At 65.0% G+C, this 20067-nt stretch carries 17 protein-coding genes; 5 read left to right on the top strand and 12 right to left on the bottom strand.

Annotated features, from left to right (window positions below):
* Window positions 1–54: 54 nt before the first annotated feature.
* The 7 genes from PV781_RS07500 to PV781_RS07470 form a co-directional block, all read right to left on the bottom strand.
* Window positions 55–1200 (bottom strand): ABC transporter substrate-binding protein, encoded by a 1146-nt coding sequence (locus tag PV781_RS07500; protein ID WP_274775012.1) that lies wholly within the window; start codon window positions 1198–1200, stop codon window positions 55–57.
* A 28-nt stretch (window positions 1201–1228) separates the two neighbouring features.
* Window positions 1229–2380, bottom strand: a complete 1152-nt coding sequence (locus PV781_RS07495; RefSeq protein WP_274775011.1) for a YlbE family protein — start codon at window positions 2378–2380, stop codon at window positions 1229–1231.
* A gap of 174 nt (window positions 2381–2554) precedes the next feature.
* Window positions 2555–4183 carry an ATP-binding cassette domain-containing protein gene (locus PV781_RS07490; protein ID WP_274775010.1) on the bottom strand — a complete coding sequence of 543 codons (1629 nt, stop codon included), beginning with the start codon at window positions 4181–4183 and terminating at the stop codon, window positions 2555–2557.
* Entirely contained in the window at window positions 4180–5124 is a 945-nt protein-coding gene (locus tag PV781_RS07485) for a branched-chain amino acid ABC transporter permease (RefSeq protein WP_274775009.1), read from the bottom strand. Before PV781_RS07485 ends, PV781_RS07490 begins: the two co-directional genes overlap by 4 nt.
* A gap of 1 nt (window position 5125) precedes the next feature.
* Window positions 5126–5995, bottom strand: coding sequence for a branched-chain amino acid ABC transporter permease (locus PV781_RS07480; RefSeq protein WP_274775008.1), 870 nt, complete (start codon window positions 5993–5995; stop codon window positions 5126–5128).
* Between the two features lie 29 nt (window positions 5996–6024).
* The gene (locus tag PV781_RS07475) at window positions 6025–6636 is read right to left on the bottom strand and encodes a hypothetical protein (protein WP_274775007.1); all 612 of its coding nucleotides are present in this window, start codon (window positions 6634–6636) and stop codon (window positions 6025–6027) included.
* Between the two features lie 36 nt (window positions 6637–6672).
* Window positions 6673–8037: an aromatic ring-hydroxylating dioxygenase subunit alpha gene (locus tag PV781_RS07470; RefSeq protein ID WP_274775006.1), complete on the bottom strand. Its 1365-nt coding sequence runs from the start codon at window positions 8035–8037 to the stop codon at window positions 6673–6675.
* A 328-nt stretch (window positions 8038–8365) separates the two neighbouring features.
* On the opposite strand from PV781_RS07470, the gene PV781_RS07465 reads away from it, so the two are divergent.
* Both PV781_RS07465 and PV781_RS07460 read left to right on the top strand, forming a co-directional pair.
* Window positions 8366–9310, top strand: coding sequence for a LysR family transcriptional regulator (locus PV781_RS07465; RefSeq protein ID WP_274775005.1), 945 nt, complete (start codon window positions 8366–8368; stop codon window positions 9308–9310).
* A 340-nt stretch (window positions 9311–9650) separates the two neighbouring features.
* The gene (locus PV781_RS07460; RefSeq protein WP_274775004.1) at window positions 9651–11444 is read left to right on the top strand and encodes a sulfatase family protein; all 1794 of its coding nucleotides are present in this window, start codon (window positions 9651–9653) and stop codon (window positions 11442–11444) included.
* A gap of 188 nt (window positions 11445–11632) precedes the next feature.
* On the opposite strand, the gene PV781_RS07455 is transcribed toward PV781_RS07460, so the two are convergent.
* The 4 genes from PV781_RS07455 to PV781_RS07440 form a co-directional block, all read right to left on the bottom strand.
* The gene (locus PV781_RS07455; RefSeq protein ID WP_274775003.1) at window positions 11633–12592 is read right to left on the bottom strand and encodes an amidohydrolase family protein; all 960 of its coding nucleotides are present in this window, start codon (window positions 12590–12592) and stop codon (window positions 11633–11635) included.
* 165 nt (window positions 12593–12757) lie between these two features.
* Window positions 12758–13192, bottom strand: a complete 435-nt coding sequence (locus PV781_RS07450) for a lipid-binding SYLF domain-containing protein (protein WP_274775178.1) — start codon at window positions 13190–13192, stop codon at window positions 12758–12760.
* A gap of 101 nt (window positions 13193–13293) precedes the next feature.
* Window positions 13294–15144, bottom strand: a complete 1851-nt coding sequence (locus PV781_RS07445; RefSeq protein ID WP_274775002.1) for a putative bifunctional diguanylate cyclase/phosphodiesterase — start codon at window positions 15142–15144, stop codon at window positions 13294–13296.
* Between the two features lie 341 nt (window positions 15145–15485).
* Entirely contained in the window at window positions 15486–16118 is a 633-nt protein-coding gene (locus tag PV781_RS07440) for a DsbA family protein (RefSeq protein WP_274775001.1), read from the bottom strand.
* 116 nt (window positions 16119–16234) lie between these two features.
* Between PV781_RS07440 and PV781_RS07435 the strand changes: the two genes are divergently transcribed.
* Window positions 16235–17134: a LysR family transcriptional regulator gene (locus PV781_RS07435; RefSeq protein WP_274775000.1), complete on the top strand. Its 900-nt coding sequence runs from the start codon at window positions 16235–16237 to the stop codon at window positions 17132–17134.
* A gap of 73 nt (window positions 17135–17207) precedes the next feature.
* Here the strand turns inward: PV781_RS07435 and PV781_RS07430 are convergent, their stop codons facing one another.
* Window positions 17208–18098 carry a LysR family transcriptional regulator gene (locus PV781_RS07430; RefSeq protein ID WP_274774999.1) on the bottom strand — a complete coding sequence of 297 codons (891 nt, stop codon included), beginning with the start codon at window positions 18096–18098 and terminating at the stop codon, window positions 17208–17210.
* Between the two features lie 98 nt (window positions 18099–18196).
* Here PV781_RS07430 and PV781_RS07425 point away from each other — a divergent pair, with 98 nt between their 5' ends.
* The gene (locus tag PV781_RS07425; protein WP_274774998.1) at window positions 18197–19066 is read left to right on the top strand and encodes an amidohydrolase family protein; all 870 of its coding nucleotides are present in this window, start codon (window positions 18197–18199) and stop codon (window positions 19064–19066) included.
* A gap of 17 nt (window positions 19067–19083) precedes the next feature.
* Window positions 19084–20067: a Bug family tripartite tricarboxylate transporter substrate binding protein gene (locus PV781_RS07420; protein WP_274774997.1), complete on the top strand. Its 984-nt coding sequence runs from the start codon at window positions 19084–19086 to the stop codon at window positions 20065–20067.

Here is a 20067-nt window from a genome sequence, read left to right as displayed (position 1 = left end):
TCTTGGGGCAACGGGGAGCACGGCGCGCGGCTGCGCCCATGCTCCTCCGCCGGCTCAGCGCGCGAGCGTGAACTTGCCGTCCTTCACGGTGAGCATGACAACGCTGTCGCCCTTGGCGCCGAAGTGATCTGCCGGGCCGTAGGAATAGACGGCGGTGACGCCCACATGGTTCTTCAGGCCTTCGATCGCATCCCGAATGGCGGCGCGGTCGCTCACCCCCGCCTTGGCCATGGCGGCGGCCAGCATCATCACGCTGTCATACGCGTTGCCCGCAAAGGTGGCCGGCGGCTTGCCGTACTTGGCTTCGTAATCCTTCACGAAGGTCTCGATGACGGCCTTTTGCGGATCGGTCGCGACGAGCGCGTCCGTCACATAGATCTTGGAGGACGGGATGAAGATGCCATCGGCAGCGGCGCCCGCCAGGCGGACGAAATTGAAGTCGTTGGCGGCGTGCGACAGATAAAGCGGCAGGTCGATGCCGAGCTGGCGGAAATTCTTCACTGCGATCGCCTGCCCCGGCCCGGTCGCCCACACCACCACGGCCTGGGCATCGGTGCCGCGGATCTTGGTCAGCTGGGGTGTCATGTCCTGGTCGGCATTACCGAAGGATTGTTGCGACACAAGGGTGATGCCGTAGCTGGCGGCATTCTTCTCAAGCTGCTCCCGCCCGCTGGTTCCGAAGGGGGAGTCGGCATTCAAAAGCGCGATGCGCGTGATGCCGCGCTTCTTCATGTCGTCCATCATCACCCCCTGCACCAGCACATCGGTGAGGGGCGCCAGGAAGATCCATTTCTTCTCGTCCGCCGGCAGGACGATGTTGCGCGAGCCGCCGTTGGAAATCATCGGGATCGAGGCGCGCTGTACGGTATCGATGATGGCGAAGGACGAGCCGGAATTCATGGGCCCGACAATGGCCGCGATGTCGCCCTGGCCGATCAGGCGCTTCACCGCGGTCACGGCGCGCGTGTTGTCGCTTTCCGTGTTCACGTTCACGAACTCGACCGGACGGCCATTGATGCCTCCGGCCTTGTTGATCTGCTCCACCGCCAGCATGGCGCCTTCAAGGCCCGGCTGGCCGAGCGAGGCGACCGGGCCGGAGGTCTCCAGCAGGCCGCCGATCTTCACGGGATCGGCAGCCTGGGCGGTGGCAAGGCCAAGGGTCAGCAACAGGGCGGACAGCGGGATCCTCAGGGAAGGCATGGCGGCAGCACCTTGGTCGGAGGGAAAGTCAGGAAAGGCCTTGAAGGGCTTCGGTGAAGACAGAGAGCGGGGGAGCGTAAAGGCCGCCACCAATGCGTCCCTTGCGCCCTGCGCGGTCGAGGATGCCGAGGGTGACGTTCAGTGGCGAAGCGTGCGCCACAAGCCGCGACGCCGGCAGGCCGACGCGAGCGTGGCTGTTGACAAATGCAGGGTGTTCGAGCGGCAGGAGACCTGTGCGCAGCGGCTCATCCGGCGCGGTCAGCATGCCGCCAAAGCCAAGGGCATCCACCAGCGCGCTGTCCCCAATCGCGCCGAGCCGATCGTCCGGGGACGCGCCCTCGACGAGCGGGCCTTCCGGCGGTGTGGACGGCGCAGTGAACCAATGGCCCGGCCGGCCGCCCAGTTGCACGCCGGTGTCCACGCCATTGGCGCCCATCGCCGTGATCAGGGTTGAGCCGGGAATTTCCCCCGCGCCCGCCATAAGCTTGGCCGCAGCCATCCAGAGATTGAGGAAGAAGCCGGGCGCGCCATCCAGAAAATGGCGCTCCAGCGTGTCGGCGCCGAGCCGGGGCGCGATGGCCGCGATGACGAGGCGCGTGCCCCCTGCGGTTCGGCCGTGGCAATCATCGCCTTCCGCCAATGCGGCATCGGCAATGGGCAGGAGCGGAACGTCGCGGTCGGCGATGATGGAGAGCGTCGCCGCGAGGTTGCCGTTGATCCACCTTAGATGGGCAAGGATGTCAGGCCCAGCGAGCCCCAGACGCTGGGCTTTCGCCATGCCACCATTGATGGGCGCATAGGCGCGACGGTCCGGGTCAGCGAGATCGATCACCACGTGGGCAGCCATGCTGGGCGACAGAATGGCGGCCAGTGGCACCATCGCCCGATGGTCCTGCGCGGGAGCCAGGCGAATGTCGCCCGCCAGGATCCTGGCTTCCGCCTCCGCACCGTCGTGCGCCCAGTTCTCCAGAACCGCGGCCATGGCGGCGCTGTTCAGGATGGGGCGGGCCATGCGGGCGAGGTCGATGGGCGGTCCGGCATGAAGCAGAGTGCGCGCGGGAAAGTCCATGACGTCCCCAGCCTGCGCCACGCCCCGCCACGCGGGCACCACCGCATGCATACGGGCGAGCGCGGCGCGGTCGACGTCCGAAAGCGTGGGGGTAGCGGTGAAGTCGTCCATGTGTCTCTCCTGGAGTGCGTCCGCTTCGAAGGCCGTGAAGCCCGGCCGGTCGTGCTCCATCCAAGCGTCGGGGTGGATCGGGGAAGCGGCAGGTTGCCCTACTTCGATCCGCCTGGTTTCAAAGCGTCAGAGGCACTGTCCGCTCGCCTTGAGCCATGCCGAGCGGACGGTGCCCTACATTGCGATCGTCAGGCGGCTAGCGCCGCATGCGGCCTCGGTGCCGGCGGACGTGCCGAGATAGGCCTCGGTGATGCCAGGGTCCCGCAGCAGGTCGCGCCCAGTACCGGTGGCGGCGACGCGCCCACCCGCCAGCACCATGCCCCGATCCGCAATCGACAGGGCCGAGGCAATGTTCTGCTCCACCAGCAGGATGGTGAGGCCCTGCTGCCGCAAGCGCTCTATGGAGGCGAAAATCTCGTCTATGACCTGTGGGGCAAGGCCGAGAGACGGCTCGTCCAGCATCAGGAGGCGTGGCGCGCCCATCAGCGCGCGGCCGATGGCGAGCATCTGGCCCTGGCCGCCGGACAGCGTGCCCGCCAGTTGCCGCGCGCGCTCTTTCAACACGGGGAACAACTGGTACACCATGTCCAGCCGGTCCTGGCATTCGGATCGCTCAGACGCGCTTTGGTAGAGCAGGTGAACGAAACCGCGAGAGCGACGTCTGGCATAGCGGCCGGCGGCAAGATTCTCCGCCACCGTCAACGAGCCGAAGAGTGCCCTACCTTCCGGAACGAGGCAGATGCCGCGCGCCACGGCCGCATCTTGCGACAACCGGCCGAGGTCCTCACCTGCGAATGTCATGGCTCCGCCGGCCATCGGCTCCACCCGGGCGATGGCCTTCAAAAGGCTGCTCTTGCCGGCGCCGTTGGCCCCCACGAGCGCCAGCACCTCGCCTTGGTTGAGATGAAGAGACACCTTGTCCACCGCCGTGAGGCCACCATAGGCGACCGTCAGGTCGTGCACGGCCAATACCGGCATGGAGGGCGTGGGACGGCGGGCGGTGCTGGGCACCGCCTGCACCTTCGGCTTGTCCGGCGTGCGACGGCCGAGATAGGCCTCGATCACCTGCGGGTTCGCCCGCACGTCCGCCGGCGCGCCATCGGCGATCAGGCGTCCCCGATCCAGCACCATGATGCGCTGCGCGATGCGGCTGACCAGCGGCATGTCGTGCTCCACGAACAGCACCGTCTTTCCGTCGCGCCAAATGGACAGGATCACGTCGCCGAGAAAGGCCTTCTCGCTCTCGTTGAGGCCGGCGCCCGGTTCGTCCAGAACCAGCATGCTGGCGCCGGTGGCCAGCACACGGGCGATGGACAGGAGGCGTCGCTGGCCGGCGCTGAGAAGGGCGGCGGGCGCATCCGCCTTGTCCAGAAGGCCGACCCGGTCCAGGTGCTGGTCGGCCTCCGCGCGCAGCCGCCGGGCCGCGGGAAGCAGGCGTGCGCCGAAGCCGAGGCCCGCCACGAGGCCGAGGCCCGTGCCGGGAACGCCGCCCACCATCACATTCTCCCGCACACTGAGGTGCAGGAAGGGATCGGCCGCCTGAAAGGTCCTGGCGAGACCGCGCCTTGCCACCTGGTAGGGCTTGAGGCCCCCAAGCGTCTCGCCGCGGAAGCGGACGCAACCCACGGTCGGCGCCACCTCGCCGGAGAGCACGTTGAGGATGGTGGTCTTGCCGGCGCCATTGGGGCCGATGAGCGCCACCAGCTCGCCCTTGGCCACATCGAACCGAACCTCGCTCAAGGCGGGGAAGGTGCCGAAGGTGACGCTGGCGCGGTCGACGCTGAGGAGGGGCGTTGGGCTCATCGGGCGACCACCTTCCTGAAGCGGCGCGCCTGCGCCACGATCGGCGCGGCGATGCCGGCAAGCAGCCCCTTGGGAAAGTAGATGACGGACACCACGAGCAGGACGCCGTAGGCGATCACATCAAAGGCGCCGAGCGGCTTGAGGGCCTCGCCCACCAGCGTCACGAAGGCGACGCCGAACAGAACGCCCCAAACATTGGCGAACCCGCCGAGCGCCACCATCAGAAGCAGGCGGACGGAAAAGCCCACATCGAAGGGACCGGGGCTGAGATAGCCCACATAGTGGGCGTAGAGCCCGCCACCGATCGCGCAGAGGAAGCCGCTGAGCATCATGACCTTGCGCTTCATCGCCGCCACGTCATTGCCCAGGGATCCGACCACCCGATCGCCTTCCGCGATCGCCCGCATCACCAGGCCGGCCGGCGAGGCGATCAGGTTCTGCGCCACCAGCAGGGCAAGGATCAGGGCCGCCCACACCACCGGCAGGACCTGGGCATCCGTGATGAGGTCCTTGCCGAGGATGGACAGGGGGGCAATTCCCGAGAGCCCGTTCGGACCGCCCGTCAGGCCATGCATCTCCACGAAGCCGATCTGGACGATGATTCCGAAGGCGAGCGTCGCCATGGCCAGGTGATGGCCTCTCAGGCGGAAGACCAGCCACCCGATGGCCCAGGCGACCGCCCCCACCAGCAGGGAGGCCAGCAGAATGCCGGGGAGTGCCGACACGCCAAGCGTCCGCCCCAGCAGCGCCGCGCCATAGGCCCCCAGCCCGTAGAAGGCTGCATGCCCAAGGGAAATCTGGCCGGTATAGCCGGTGAGCAAGGTCAGGCCGAGCGCCGGCAATGCCTGAAGCCCGATCACCACCGCGAGGCTGACCGCATAGTCGCCACCGGCCAATGCACAGGCGAGGAGCGCTGCCAGGAGCAGGACAATCCGCATCATGTCAGCCCCTCACCTTTTCCAGGTCGCCGAAAAGGCCGCCGGGACGGAACAGCAGGAAAACCAGAAGCAATATGAAGGCGATGGCATTCTTGTAGCCGGAGCTGACATAGCCCGCGGCGAAGGCCTCGAGAATGCCGAGCAGGATGCCGCCGACCGCTGCTCCGATGGGGCCGCCAAAGCCGCCGACGATGCAGGCCACGAAGCCCTTGATGCCCAGTTGAAGGCCGCTGTCGTACTGGGTCAGGGCGATGGGCGCGACCACGATCCCCGCGACGGCGCCCAGCGCACCGGAAACGATAAAGCTGATGAGGCTCATGGTGCCCACGCGGATTCCCACGAGGCCGGCCGCGAAGGGGTTGATGGCGCAGGCGCGGAACATCTGCCCGAGAAATGTCCTTCGGAACAGCAATTCCAGGCCGACCATGGAGGCAAGCGCGGCCCCGATCACCCACACGGCCTGCGGCGCAATGGTGGCACCGCCGATACGCAGGGGCGTATCGCCTGAGAAGGCAGGCATGGGCTGGGCATCCGTTCCCCAGACAAGGGCGGCGACCCCGTGCAGGATCACGCCAATGCCGATGGTGACGATGATGCCCCGCACCACATCGGCGCGCACCGGCCGGATCGCGGTCCGTTCGATCACCGCGGCCACGAGGCAGGTGGCAAGCACCGCGAGCACGATGGCGAGGGGAAGGGGCACGCCGAAGGCCAGCAACGTGATGGTGGACATGGCGCCCACCATCGCGAAATCGCCTTGGGCGAAGTTCACGATGCCGGTCACATTGTAGATGCAGGTGAACCCCACTCCGATCAGGCCATATATGCTGCCGACCACGATGCCGCTCAGCAGGAACTGAAGCGCGTCCGTCATGTCCGATCCTCCGCTGATGGCTCGGCCGCCTATGTCCGGACCCAGGTCTCGGAAAAGGCCAGGAATGCCGAACTCTTGACCGTGTCGGCGCAGTTGCGGGTGACAACGGAGCCCTTCAAAGGACGCCCGTTTATGGTCACGCTGGCCTGCGGGGCGTCCAGGAACACGCTGTACATCTCGTGCGCTTTGGTGGGTCCCTTCTCGGGCGGCATGTCCACCGCATAGGGGGCGGTGAGGTCGTTCCAGGTGGCGACCACCTCGAATTCGGCCGACCGCACGATCTCCCGATAGGTGCTTCGGGTGTCGCCCTCCCGCCGCACCTCGGTGGCCGGCAGATAGCTCAAGGCGCCGATGCCGGGAGAGACGCGGAAGGCGGCGAACTTCGAGAAGAAGTCCGCCACCAGATAGCGGGCCAGTTCCTCATTGTCGGACATGCAGAAATTGGCCGCGTCCGGCAGGCCCTTGGCCAGGTTCGGCTCATCCAGCACCACGATCCCGCTGCCGAGGCCGTAGGGGGAATAGACGATGCGGAAGAAGCACATGAGCCCGGTCCAGGGGCCATCCGGCTGTTCCTTCAGATAGATGCCGGGGTTTTCGCCACTCCAGTCCACCGGGCCGGTTTGGATCGGATGCTTGGTCACAGGCTCATCCTTCTTCTATCGGGCCGCCGGGCGATGTCACTCTGCCGCGCGGGGCAGAAGGGAGCGCTGGTAGTCGAGCAGCTTGCGCCGCACGATTTCGAGGCGGTCGTCGCCATCATGGTGTTCCCCCTCGACCACGATCTCGGTCACCCGCTGCCCCACCTCCTCAAGGAGTTCCAGGTCGTCCACCCCGTCCATGGGGGGAATGTCGAGGACGGTGTCATGGCAATAGGTAGGGATGAGGCCGTTGGACCTGTGCCCCGACAGCGGGATGTCCTCGCCGGCCGCCAGGCGCCGGATGTCGCGGCGCAGGAGCTTGCGGAACAGCACCACGCCCTTGTCGCAATAGGTCAGGTGTTCCAGCGCATGGATGGCGATGGGCCGCTGGGTGACGATGGCATCGTAATCACCGGGGAGGCGCTGGCGCTCCTCGAAGCTGCCGCCCGCACCCTGGCCGTAGAAGTCGACCGATCCGGGCCCGCACTGGTCCTCGCGGGCGATGCCGCGCGGATCCACCTCCGGGTGGAAATGGCGCCAGCCGATCACCTTGCAGGTGCGGTTGTCGATGGGCGTGGTCCAGCGCGTGATTCCGACGCGGCCGAACTGCTTGGCCTCCTGTCCGTCCTCCCAAATGTGCCCGACCTGAGCGAGGTTCGGCATGAGGATGTCATTGGAGCGGACCCACACCTTGTCCTTCCAGCGGCGCGTGGTCACGTAGATCATGCCCGTGGGCGTCTCCACGAAATCCATCACCGGAAGCTCGCCCCAGGTGTCGGAGAAGTGGGAGAAGGTCACGCGGGTGTGCAGGAACACAGCATGGGCCGGGTCCATCACGTTTTCCTGCACCTGCAGCCAGTTACAGGGATAGCTGACAGAATAGGGCACGAGCTTGTCGCCCGGATATTCATAGGAATCATAGACCGGGAACTCCGGCATGCTTTCGATCGGACCGAAATAGCCGAACACGAGCCCCTTATATTCCCGGGCCGGATAGGCCCCGTGATAGAGGCGGTCCTTCAGCGTGCTGCCGGGGGGATCTCCGGGCGTTTCAAGAACCTTTCCGTCCATGGCGAACAGCCAGCCATGGTAGCAGCAGCGCAGGCCGCATTCCGTGGGCAGGCCGAATTCAAGGGACGTGCCGCGGTGCGGGCAGTGGCGGTCCAGGATGCCGTATTCGCCACTGGTGTTGCGGAACACCACCAGGTCCTCGCCAAACATGCGGACGCCCAGCGGGACATCCTTGATCTCCGAGGTCAGCGCCACCGGCTGCCAGTAACGCCGGAGCAGTTCTCCCCCCGGCGACCCCTTTTCCACGTGGGTGAGCTCGGCATTCTCCTCCGGGAGCGGGCCGTTCAAATAGCCCGCGAAAGGCTTGGAGAGAAACTGCTTTTGGATCGCCATGGACCGTTCTCCGTGGGCGGCGGAGGAGGAGATGCCTCTTTTGCAGAAGCCGCTCCGCTCGACATGCACTGAGAATTGCGCCGGCCCCTGACATTGGCAAATCGAATTAATACGATTACAAATTCAATAAATCAGAACCAAGCGGCCGATAAAGATTGTGCTATGCGGCATCATTTTGAGCAGACGCCCTGCAAATGCATGAGAGATATGCGGTTTGATGATTTTATAGGCTACTATTGCATGATTTTACGCCGTGAGTGGATCGCGTCCGACCGGCGCCGGTCACAAGATGGGCAAGCCCCTCTGCCCGTAACCGGGGCGAGCGGCCGTGACTGAAAGTCAGGATGCCTGGCGCGATGTGCCCAATCTCAGCCTTCGCCAACTGGCCTATTTCCTGACGGCGGCGAACCATCTGAGCGTGCTTCGGGCCTCGGAGACGCTGAACGTGTCGCCTTCGTCCGTGTCCACCGCCATTTCCCAAATGGAACGGACGCTCGGCCTGAAGCTCTTCACCCGCCGCCACGCGCGCGGCATGCTGCTGACGCCGGCCGGTCGTGACCTTGCCGTCCATGCCCGCAGCATTCTCCTGCATGTGCGTGAGATCGAGACCATGGGCGAACGTGGCGGGCCGCGCGCCGCCATTCGCCTGTCCATCGGCTGCCTGAATACGTTTGCGCCCTATTTGGTGCCTCGGCTGATGCACGAGGTGGAGAAGGAACATCCGAAGGTCCAGGCGCGCTGGCACGAAGACAGCCATGACGGGCTCCTGGAGAGCCTCCATAGCGGGGCACTCGATCTGGCCATCCTGTATGACTATGACCTCCCCACCACCGTGCAGACCATCGCCTTGCGGACCATGCCCGTGCAACTTGTCGTTCCGGCTGGGCATGCCATCCTTCAGCGTGACCGTCCCCGCCTCTCCAGCATGGCGAAGGAACCTTTTATCCTGCTGGATATGCCCAAGACGCGGGACTACTTCCTCTCCATCTTCGCCGCCGAGGGCCTTGAGCCGCGCATCGCCTATCGCACCGGCTCATTCGAGATGCTGCGCAGCATGGTGGCCAACGGGTTCGGCTATACCGTGCTCAATTTCTCGCCGCCCTATCTGGCCATGGACCAGGGACGACTGGCCTCGCGCCCCCTGGATGGTCCCTTTCGCGCTCAGGAACTGGTCCTGGCACGCCTTTACCGCGCCCGCCCACCCTCACGCCTCGACCAGTTGGCAGAGACCATGCGAGCTTGCGTGTCGACCCTGAGGGCATCAACGGAGTAGGGCTGGCAATCGGTCTTACAAGCCGCGAGAAGTATCCCGCCAGAAGGGGCGATGGCGTCAGGAACGGTCCGGACTTGGCCCATAGACCATTGATGATGGGCGGTTCTCGTCTTCACGGCTTCATGCAGCCATGCTTATATCCATGAGCGAGCTGGCAAAATGGGCGAGTTTGCGCGCCTAAAGGTCGACGCACCTCGGCGTCTGCCCGTGACCTTGATGTGGGGCGGCCAGTGTCGCCGTTTGTCCCGGCAGGTTTCCGATCGAAGGACCTGAAAATCCCCTTAAATGATCCCCACGATGATTTCGCCGAACTGCATTTGGGTCGTCTTGGAGGCTGTGCATGACGAAGAAAAACGAGACCTCGGCTGAACCCTCCCGCAGGGACCTGTTCACATCCGGGGCGGCGCTTCTGGGCGCGGGCCTCCTGCCGAAGGTGGCTCAGGCGGAGGAGGGTGTTCCACCTTCCCCGATCAAGGCGCCCGACGCGCCACCCGGCGGCTACAACATTCTTTTCATCCTGGTGGACCAGGAGCATTTTTTCGAGAATTGGCCCTTCCCGGTGCCCGGGCGTGAGTGGATCAAGAAGCACGGCATCACCTTCAATAACCACCAGGGTGCCTCCTGCGTCTGCTCGCCGGCCCGTTCGACCCTCTATACGGGCCTGCACATCCCGCACACGGGTGTGTTCGACAATGCCAGCGCCCTGTGGCAGCGGGACATGTCCACGGATGTACGGACCATCGGCCATCGGATGGCGGAGCTCGGCTACCATGCCGCCTATCAGGGCAAGTGGCACCTTTCGGTCAATCTGGACCAGGTGAGCCAGGCCATCGACGCGCCGTTTCCTGAATATCGTAAGATCATCGAAAGTTACGGGTTCCAGGACTTCTTCGGCGTCGGCGACATCAATGACACGACCCTGGGAGGGTATAATTATGACGACACCACCACGGCCTTCGTGACGCGCTGGTTGCGCACCAAGGCCCAGGACCTCGCCCGCGAAGGCAAGCCCTGGTACCTGGCAGTCAATTTCGTGAACCCGCACGACGTGATGTACATCAATTCCGACCTTCCCGGTCAGAACATCCAGGGCAGGAAAACGGCGATGCCCATCGCCCGCGCTCCTGGCAATGATCTCTACAAGGCCAGTTGGGACGAGGTGCCGCTGCCGAGCACGCGCACCCAGGCTTGGACCGCGCCCGGACGGCCAAAGGCGCACCACATCTACCAGGAGGTGATGGACGTCCTGGTCGGCGTGTGGCCTGACGAAGACCGGCGCTGGCGGGTGCTCCAGAACTACTACTTCAACTGCATTCGCGATTGCGACCTGCAAGTCTCCCGCGTGCTGGACTCCTTGAAGGCGAACGGATTCGGTGACAATACCATCATCGTCTTCACCGCCGACCACGGCGAGCTCGGCGGGCACCACCAGATGCGCGGCAAAGGCAACTGCACCTACCGCCAGCAGGTTCATCTGCCGTTGATGATCGTCCATCCCGCCTATCCCGGCGGGGTGAGCTGCAACGCGGTCACCTCGCAGATAGACCTCACGCCGACGCTGCTTGCACTCACCGGCGCCGATCCCGAGACGCTGAAGAAGGTGGGTGCGGGGCTCCCCGGCCGGGATTTCTCGCCCCTCATGACCGATCCGAAGGCCGCCAGCGCCGATACGCTGCGGCCGTCATCGCTCTTCTGCTACGACATGCTGTCCTACCAGGACGCGAAATGGGCGGTGGAGTTCGACGTCTATATGGACGACAAGAAGATCCCGCTCGCGGGAAAGATCTCCGAGCTTCAGAAAAACGATCCGGATTTCAATAATCGCTGCAGCATCCGCAGCGTGTTCGACGGCCGCTACCGCTTCAGCCGCTATTTCTCGCCCGTCGCGTTCAACACGCCGGTGACACTGGAGGACCTGACGGCAAAGAACGATCTTGAGTTGTACGATCTCCGGAATGATCCCGACGAGACCAACAATCTTGCCATGAACGTCAAGGCTAACGCCGACCTGATCATGGCCATGAACGGAAAGATGAACAGCCGGATTGCGGAGGAGGTGGGTGTCGACGATGGCAGCTTCTTGCCGATCCGCGACGGGAAGTGGCACTTCCCGCCGGCGAGCGAGCGTGGCTAGAGCATGCGCTGATCAGCCTGCACAGCAGGCTGATCGGATCACGCCTTCTTTATCGATGAGTGAGAGGGCGATTCATCGGTCAGATCGAAACATTCTGAACGGCTTGTGCTCCAAGCCGTTCCTCCTCTGGGGAAAAGTCAGGGGACTTTCGGCCCGCCCCTGAAGCGGGGCTCAACACTCACGCCCGGTCACGTCTTGATGTTCATCACGGCCATCGCGTTGCCGCGCGCCACCTTCTCGCGGATCTCCGCCTCCAGCGGCGCCTCGTCAAGGAAGCGACCGGCCAGTACGGAATCCTCATAAGGATAGTCGATGGAGAACAGCACCCGTTCGGTGCCAAGCGCGGAGAGCGCGGCGAGGAGCGGCACATTGTCGAACTGGCCCGAGGTGGTCACGTACATGTTCCGCTTCAAGTAGAAGGAGGGCGCTTCCTTCAAGGGACGCTTGCCGACGATGAGCGCGGCTCGACTGTCGAAGCGCCACAGGTGGTAAGGCATCGTCTCGCCCATGTGGCCGAGGATGATCTTCAGCTTCGGGAAACGATCGAAGACCCCCGAAAAGACGAGGCGCAGGAAGTGGGAGGAGGTCTCGAAGTTCCACTCCCACGTGGGCTTTACCAGTTCCGGGGCGCCCTGAAGCACGTACGGCAGGACGAAGGAATCTGTCGGGTGAAGATAAAGCGGCGCATCGAGCGCCTGCAGGCACTCCCAGAAGGGATCATATCTGGGATCATCCAGATAGACGCCATGGGTGTGGCCGTTGACCATCGCGCCGACGAGACCCAGCTGCCTGACGGAGCGCTCCAGTTCCTTGATGGCGGCGGGCACGTCCTGCATGGGCAGATGGGCGAAACCGCGATACCGCGCGGGCTGCTTCTGGATCTCCGCCGCCAGGGCGTCATTGGCCTGAAGGGCGAGCTTCACCGCGCGTCCGCCATCGGGCTCAGCCTGCACGCCAGGGCCAGAAATGGAGAGCACGGCAATATCGACGCCGGCTGCATCCATGGCCGCCAGCCGCCGCTCGCCGAAGTCCAGCATGAGATCGACGAGCGTCTCCGCAGCCTCCGGTGAAACCTCGGGCATCGCCGCCTGCATGTGGGGCACGAGGGCGGGCGTGAGAAAATGCTCTTCTAGCGCAATCTTCTTCATGACAGCTCCGGGGTGAACGGCAGGGCTGAAGGTCGCGCAAACCTATCGACACGAAGGCCGAATGATAAGAGCGCAGCATGCCGTCGCACCCGCAGAGCCGCTATGTTGCCCGGCAGATGAAGGGTGGCGACAATCCATCGGGGCGCCGATCCCGTTGGGAAATCGTCACTTCAGCGATAAAGCGAGGCCGCTCAAATCCAGGCTCACGATGACGCCCTTTTGCTCGCCGCTCAACTCCAGGATGGCGCCATTCTGGTTCGTCAGCACGACAACTTGCGCGCCCTTTCCAAGGGCCGCGCCAGCACCGCCCTGGGCATAGACCCCGGCAATGTCAGACGGACGGCGGATGTTTCGGACCTTGCCGTGAAATCGCGTCTCCGAAGCGCCAAAGGTGAAGCCATAACTTAGCCCTCCGACGGAGAGCGGATATTTGCGGCCCTGAAACGTCAGCACACCGTCTCCAGCGGATCCGCCAACCACGAACCCGGCCTTCACGATACGGATGCTGATGGTTCCGTCGGCCGCGCTCGCCATCGAGACGGTGCCGATAAGCGCCGCCAATGCCAGGAGCCCGACTCTGAGTACCGAAAAGACTTTCATCGGCATGACCTTTCAAACGAAAGCGATGCGCCCTGTTGCCATCGACACACAACGCCGGCTTCCGGTGTTTGGTTGCTTGACCTGACCGCGAGAGGGAGCCCCTATCTCGCGCATCGCAGGTCCTGCGGTGCGTCGAAAAGCAAGGCCTCGAAAGCGTGGGCCGGCATCGGCTTGCCGAACAGATAGCCCTGTCCTTCCGGGCAGGCGCGCTCCACCAGATAGGCGCGCTCGTCTTCGGATTCGATGCCTTCGGCGATAACGTCCATGTCCAGCGCCCGGCCCATCTGCAGGATGGAGGAAATGACAGCCGCCTCGCGCGGGGACCGCAGCATGGCCTGGACGAAGCTGCGGTCGATCTTGATGCAGTTGACCGGATAGCGCGTCAGGAGGCTGAGCGCGGCGAAACCCGTGCCGAAATCATCGAAGGCGATGCCCACGCCCATGTCCCGAAGCAGGGTCAGCGCCTCCAAGGCAGCGGCATCATTGGACAACACGATGTTCTCGGTGATTTCCAGTTCAAGCGCCTGCGGAGGCAAATCGTGGCGGCGCAGGGCCTCTTCCACCTGCCTTGCCAGGTCGCCGGCGCGCAATTGCGAGCCGAAGAGATTGACCGCCATGCGGAAGCTGGAGCGGCCCTGCCGGCGCCAGCGGGCGGCCTGGGCGCAGCCTTCATCGAGCACCCAGCGGCCGACGGCCTGGGCAAGAGGCCCAGCTTCCAAGGAGGGGAGAAATGCGGCGGGCGAAAGCAATCCACGGCTTGGGTGAAGCCATCGGATCAGCGCCTCCGCCCCAACCAGGGCGCCGTCCGACAAGCGGATCTGCGGCTGGTAGAACAGGCAAAGCTCGCCATGGGCGACCGCCCGATGAAGATCCGCGCTGGAGAGCCTGCGATCCCACGCCTGATTTCGAAGGGAGGGAGAGTAGAGAGCAACGTTAGCATTCCGGCTGATCTTGGCGGCATGAAGGGCGAGGTCGGCATCGCCGATCAATTCGACCGCCTCCTTCGCGTCGCGCGGGAATAGGGCCATGCCGCAACTGGCACTGATCTGGAGGTCATCGCCGGCCAGCGGGGACATGTTCGCGATCTTGGACAGGAGCTGGCGGGCAAAGGGCTCTGCGTCGCGTTCGCAAAGACCCCCAACCAACACGGCAAACTCATCGCCGCCCACGCGGGCAACCGTTGTGCCATCCACGGCCTCGGCGGATAGGAGCCCGCCCAACGCCTTGAGAACGGTGTCTGCCGCCTCGGGCCCCAGGAGGTTGTTGATGTCGTTGAAGCCGTCAATGTCGATCATCAGGACGGCGCATGCATGGCCCGTGAGGAGGCTCGCCTCCACGGCCCGGTAGAAGTGTTGGCGATTTGGCAGCCCGGTCAAGGGGTCGATGGTCGATAGGAGGAACAGCCGTTCTGGATCAATGGGACGGACGTGAACGGGCCTGTGTTCCGCGGAAGGTGTTGTCTTTCGCCGGACCTCGAGTCGATCCATCACCATCTGGGCCAACTGGGCGAGGCGCTGTCTGTCCGCGCTGGAAAAGTCCGGGCGGGGATGGGTATCCAGAACGCACAGAACGCCAATTGCATGGCCGTCGTCGGAAAGGAGAGGGGCACCGGCATAGAACCGGATGTTCGCGCTGCCGACCACAAGGGGGTTGTCGTGGAAGCGCTCGTCGCGGGTTGCATCAGGAACAACCATCACGTTGCCTTGAAGGATGGCGTGGGCGCAGAAGGACACGTCCCGGCGTTTGTCCACCTCCCCCAAACCGGCGCTCGCGGCGAAGAAGACATGATCGGAGCCGATCATGTTGACGGCCGCCATGGGCACGTCGAAGACGTGCAAGGCCATCTCCACCAACGGGGAGAGGTCGGCAACCGGCGCCTCATCTGCGAGGCAGTAGGTCGCGAGAGAAGCGAGCCGCGCCTTCTCGTACGGGGGCACCGGAGGACACTTCATACCCTTTCCTCCCTTTGCCATTGAAACTGGCAAACGAAATCGGGCTTATTTCCCTTTAAAGTAGCATGGGAAGCAATTGAACGTGAAGTCTTTGTGATGGATCAAAACTATACTTGAATACCGGCATGGCGTGAGCGGGGAGGCGGGCGCATTCGCACGTGAGATCCGCAGACGCGGGCTTTGCCAACACTGCGGTTGCGGCGGTCGGAGAGGCGGCATGACCATCGGCGCGCAGGCCGGTCCATTCCCTGGCCGAACGGGGGAAGGGAAAGGCGCGGCCAAAGGGCAGGGCGGTCGCCCGCCCGGCGCTCCATGGCTCGCCCTGGAGCCGGTCGGCGGCGTCAGGCGGCCTGCACTTCGGCCGCCAGAAGATCGAAGCGGCCAAACAGGGCGCTGGTGGGGAGCGCGCGGCGGCCCGCCCCTTCGCCCAGCACGAGGGCGGGGACGCCGGTGATTCCGAACGCCATCATGTCGGCACGGGCCGCCTCGACCCGCGCGCCATAGGCCGCCAGAAGCGCGGCATCGGGTGCGCGCACCCTGCGGGCCGCCTCCTCAAGGCCCGCTTCGGCCAGGATCTCGGCCAAGACGGCATGGTCGGCGATGTCATGGCCCGCCGCGTAGCGGGCGCGCTGGACGCGCTTGAGAAGCTCAAGCTCGCGTTCGGGCGCCTCAAGGCCGGCTGCCACCACGGCGAGGGTGGCGGGCGCGGAATCGAACAGGGTGCCCGACGCGCCCAGGACCTGATGCCGATAGGCCTCGCTGAAGGGCTGGCCGGTGAGACGCGCGATGCGCTGGTCGTTCTGCCAGGCATAGGCCGCAAAGCCGGCATCCATCGGCCGGGCGCCAGGGCCGGCGAACAGGCCGGTGGGGGCGAGCTTCACCATCACGCCGTCCAGCGCCGCCAGCCGGGAAATCGTCGGGCCGGCGCCGTAACACCAGCCGCAGAGGGGGTCGAAGAGATAGGTGATCCGCATCGCACGAGACTCCAATCGGGCTGAACGGACATCTAGGCTCTTGCAGGTCGTCGATAAATGGCTGCCAGTCTGACATACTGTGCGTCATTGGCTAACAATCAGCCAGACGGCCGGGCATGGAAGCGATCAATCTCAACCGACTGGCCTATTTTGCGGCCGTGGTCGACGCCGGATCGTTCACCAAGGCGGCGGATCGGCTCGGCATCACGAAAACGGTTGTGAGCCAGCAGGTTGCGCGGCTCGAAGCGGAACTGAAGACCAGCCTCCTGGTCCGCACGACCCGCAAGGTCGAACCCACGCAGGCCGGGCGAAAGCTGCACGCGCGCTGTGTCATGATCCTGCGCGAGGCTGAGGACGCCGTCGACGAACTGTCCGAGGCCAGGGCCGCACCCATGGGGCTCCTGCGCATTGCCGCGCCCCATGATTATGGAACCTCGATGATCGCGCCGGTGGCGGCCCGTTTTGCCCGGCGCTACCCGGCCTGCATGGTGGATCTCGTCCTGTCGGACGCCCGGATCGATCTGGTCGCCGGCCAGGTGGACCTGTCGGTGCGGGTGGGATGGCTGGACGATTCAAGCCTGCAGGCGAGACGCATCGGCACGTTCCGCCAGATCCTGGTGGCCTCGCCCGATCTGGCTGCATCCCTCACCCCGCAGGGGCCGCAAGACCTCGCCGGCTTGCCCTTCATCGTCAACGGGGCGCTGCGCGAGCCGCTGGTCTGGCATTTCTCGAAGGGGGATTTCGAACGGCGGACCGTCCGCATGCGCCAGGTGATGAGCATCAATGCCACGCCGGCGGTTCTGGCGGCCGCCCGCGTCGGTGGGGGGCTAGCCATCCTGCCCGATTTCCAGGTCGCAGACGACGTGCGCAGCGGACAATTGGTGGAGGTCCTGCCGGACTGGACGCTGCCCGCCGGCGGGGTCCACATTGTCTATCCCGCCGCCCGCTTCCGTCCGCCGAAGGTGACGGCATTCGTCGCCATGCTGACCGATGAAATCGGACGCCTGCCCGCCTGAAGCGGCCTGCGGGAGCCTCACGGCCCGCCGACATGATGTCGGCGCGCCCCATCGTCCGCGGTCATTCCGCTGCCTATAGGTAAGGCTTGAACACCGCCTTGAGGAACTCGATGAAGACCCTCGCGCGCGGAACGGCGTGGCGATTGGGGGGATAGACCACATATAGGTCTTCGCTGGGAACGGAAGTCTCGGGCAGAATTTCCGCGAGCTTTCCGGACCGCATTTCCGGCGCTACCAGGATGGAATTGCACTGCGCGACACCCAGCCCGCTCAAGGTGGCTTCGCGCAAGGCCAAGCCGCTGCTGACCGTCAGGCGGCCGCGCGGCGTATGGGCCATCTGCGCCCCATCTTGGGCGAAGGTCCAACTGCGGATCCGCCCATCCACCAGCAGGGCGATGCAGGTGTGATCCTGCAGATCGTCCAGGTCGCGAACAGGGGCGTGGCTCGCCAGATAATGGGGCGTGGCGCAGGTGACGCGCCGCGACCGTGCCAGACGCCGGGCGACGTAGCCGCCGTCTTTCGGCTTGCCGATGCGCACCGCAATGTCCAGGCGGTTCTCCAGCAGGTCTGGCGGGGAATCGCTGTAGTCCAGGGTCAGCCGCAGTGACCCGTGCGCCGCCAGGAAGCGGTCGAGCTGGGGAATGACATAGATCTGGCCCATGGCCGCGGGCATGGACACGCGCAACTGGCCGGCGGCCTCCTGTCGCCGGCTGGCCAGCTGCTGCTCGATATCGTCCACGTCGTCGAGCACGCGCTGCACCCTCTCAAGGCATAGGGCGCCCTCGTCCGTCAGCACCACGCCATGCGTCGTGCGGTGCAGGAGCTTTGCCCCCAGCGACTTCTCCAGCTCCGAGATCCGTTTGGTGATGGCGGAGGGGACCGTGGAGAGCTTGGCCGCGGCCGCCGTGAAGCTGCCCGTCTCTGCGACCAGCACCAGGGTCCTGAAGGCGGTGAGGCGATCCATGGCGCTGTTCCAAACTGGAAAAACCGTTCTGAAAAGACGGTGGTGGGATTCGACGGACCGAGATTTTAGCATCAGGAAACAAAGAAAGATGAGGAAACATGACCCGCCCCTGCCTGCCTCCGGACCCCGATACACGCGTCCCGCGGTTCAAGGCGCCGCCGCTCTCCTGTGATGCGCACGCGCACATTTTTGGTGACTTCTCGAAATTTCCGCTCTCGCCGAACCGTTCTTTCACCCCGCCCCAGGCGCCGGTGGAAAACCTGTTCGGCATGCTGGACGTGCTGGGCGTCGCGCGGGCCGTCATCGTCCATTCCAGTGCCTATGGCACCGACACGCGGGTGTCGGAAGAGGCCCTGAAGGCGGCGCCCGACCGGCTGCGGGGCGTTGCGGTCACCGGGCCGGATACGCCCTATGCGGACCTGGAGCGCCTTGATGCGCTCGGCTTCAGCGGCAGCCGGCTGAGCACGGTGGTGAAGGGGACGGCCAGCTTCGATCACCTGGAAGCCATCGCCGCCCGCGTCCATCCCTTCGGCTGGCACATCGCCGTGCATGTCAACCGCTCGGACGAACTGGCGGAATTGGCGCCCCGCCTCCTGGCCTTGCCCAACCCCATCGTGGTCGATCATGTGGCCCGCGTGAGGGGCGATGAAGGTGTGAACTGCCCCGGCTACCAGGCGCTGCTCACCCTTTTGAAGACCGACCGCTGCTGGGTGAAGCTCTCCGCCCTCCACCGCACGTCGTCCCAGGCGTTCCCCTGGAGCGACATGCGCCCCCTCGTGGAGGGGCTGCTGGAGGCCCGGCCGGATCGCATCGTGTGGGGCACCGACTGGCCCCATGTGAACCAGTATGACGAGATGCAGAATGACGGCGACCTGCTGGACGCCTGCGCCGAATGGGTCGGCGACGATGACCTGATGCGGAAGATCTTGGTCGACAATCCACAAAAGCTTTACCGCTTCCCAGAATAACAACAAGGATACAGGAAATGCTCAAGATGATGCGCCGCCTCCTGGCGGCAGCCATGTGCCTTGGCGCGGTGGGGTGGGGGGCTGCGGGCTCCGATGCCGTCGCCGCGCCCTATCCCACGCGCCCCGTGACCATCGTGGTCGGCTTCTCCGCCGGCGGAAACGCTGACCTGGTGGCGCGCCTGGTGGCCCAGCGCCTTAGCGAGACCCTCGGCCAGCCCTTCATCGTCGAAAACAAGGGCGGCGCCGGTGGCCTGCTGGCCAGCGAGGCCGTGGCGAAGTCCGCGCCCGATGGGTATCGCCTGCTTCTGGTGACCGGCGCCTTCCCGGCCCAGGCGGCGGCTTTGAGCCGCCTGCCGTTCGACCCGGTCCGGGACTTCACCCCCATCTCGGTGGTGGTGTCCTATCCCGTGGTCATCGTCGTTCCGGCGACCTCCCCCTTCACCAGCCTGAAGGACCTCATCGCCTACGCCAAGGCCCATCCCGGACAGCTCAATTATCCCAGCCCCGGGACCGGCTCCCTCTTCCACCTGGCGGTGGAGCTGTTCGCAGACAAGACCGGCATCGCACTGACGCACATCCCTTTCAAGGGCGGCGGCCAGCAGGTCACCGAGCTGATCGCCGGGCGCCTGGACGTCATGTTCGACACGCTGTCCGTGGTGCAGAGCCAGATCAAGTCGGGCAAGCTGCGGGCGCTTGCCGTGACCTCTCCCCAGCGCCTTCCCCAATTGCCGGAGGTGCCGACGGTGGACGAGGTGGTGGGCGACTATGAGGTGTCGTCCTTTGTCGGCCTTGCCGGCCCCGCGAACCTGCCGGCGGACATCGTCGCCCGCCTCAACACGGCGATCGATGAGGCGGTGAACAGCCCCGACATCAAGGCCCGCTTCATCGAGCTGGGCGGAACGCCGCTCGGGGGCACGCCGCAGCAGGCGGCAGAGACCATGAACCAGGCGCTCGAGACCTGGCAGAAGATTGCGCGCTCCAAGAACATCAAGGCGGATTGA

The sequence above is a fragment of the Aquabacter sediminis genome (assembly GCF_028863665.1).
In the GTDB taxonomy this organism is placed as follows: domain Bacteria; phylum Pseudomonadota; class Alphaproteobacteria; order Rhizobiales; family Xanthobacteraceae; genus L1I39.
This window is presented reverse-complemented; position numbering and strand designations above follow the sequence as displayed.

Excerpts from the sequence above, each read along its gene's own strand:
- PV781_RS07450 (WP_274775178.1), bottom strand. The coding sequence starts at position 13,192 with ATGAAAGTCTTTTCGGTACTCAGAGTCGGGCTCCTGGCATTGGCGGCG.
- PV781_RS07480 (WP_274775008.1), bottom strand. The coding sequence starts at position 5,995 with ATGACGGACGCGCTTCAGTTCCTGCTGAGCGGCATCGTGGTCGGCAGC.
- PV781_RS07435 (WP_274775000.1), top strand. The coding sequence starts at position 16,235 with ATGGAAGCGATCAATCTCAACCGACTGGCCTATTTTGCGGCCGTGGTC.
- PV781_RS07500 (WP_274775012.1), bottom strand. The coding sequence starts at position 1,200 with ATGCCTTCCCTGAGGATCCCGCTGTCCGCCCTGTTGCTGACCCTTGGC.
- PV781_RS07440 (WP_274775001.1), bottom strand. The coding sequence starts at position 16,118 with ATGCGGATCACCTATCTCTTCGACCCCCTCTGCGGCTGGTGTTACGGC.
- PV781_RS07425 (WP_274774998.1), top strand. The coding sequence starts at position 18,197 with ATGACCCGCCCCTGCCTGCCTCCGGACCCCGATACACGCGTCCCGCGG.
- PV781_RS07455 (WP_274775003.1), bottom strand. The coding sequence starts at position 12,592 with ATGAAGAAGATTGCGCTAGAAGAGCATTTTCTCACGCCCGCCCTCGTG.
- PV781_RS07445 (WP_274775002.1), bottom strand. The coding sequence starts at position 15,144 with ATGAAGTGTCCTCCGGTGCCCCCGTACGAGAAGGCGCGGCTCGCTTCT.
- PV781_RS07495 (WP_274775011.1), bottom strand. The coding sequence starts at position 2,380 with ATGGACGACTTCACCGCTACCCCCACGCTTTCGGACGTCGACCGCGCC.
- PV781_RS07430 (WP_274774999.1), bottom strand. The coding sequence starts at position 18,098 with ATGGATCGCCTCACCGCCTTCAGGACCCTGGTGCTGGTCGCAGAGACG.
- PV781_RS07470 (WP_274775006.1), bottom strand. The coding sequence starts at position 8,037 with ATGGCGATCCAAAAGCAGTTTCTCTCCAAGCCTTTCGCGGGCTATTTG.
- PV781_RS07420 (WP_274774997.1), top strand. The coding sequence starts at position 19,084 with ATGCTCAAGATGATGCGCCGCCTCCTGGCGGCAGCCATGTGCCTTGGC.
- PV781_RS07485 (WP_274775009.1), bottom strand. The coding sequence starts at position 5,124 with ATGATGCGGATTGTCCTGCTCCTGGCAGCGCTCCTCGCCTGTGCATTG.
- PV781_RS07490 (WP_274775010.1), bottom strand. The coding sequence starts at position 4,183 with ATGAGCCCAACGCCCCTCCTCAGCGTCGACCGCGCCAGCGTCACCTTC.
- PV781_RS07460 (WP_274775004.1), top strand. The coding sequence starts at position 9,651 with ATGACGAAGAAAAACGAGACCTCGGCTGAACCCTCCCGCAGGGACCTG.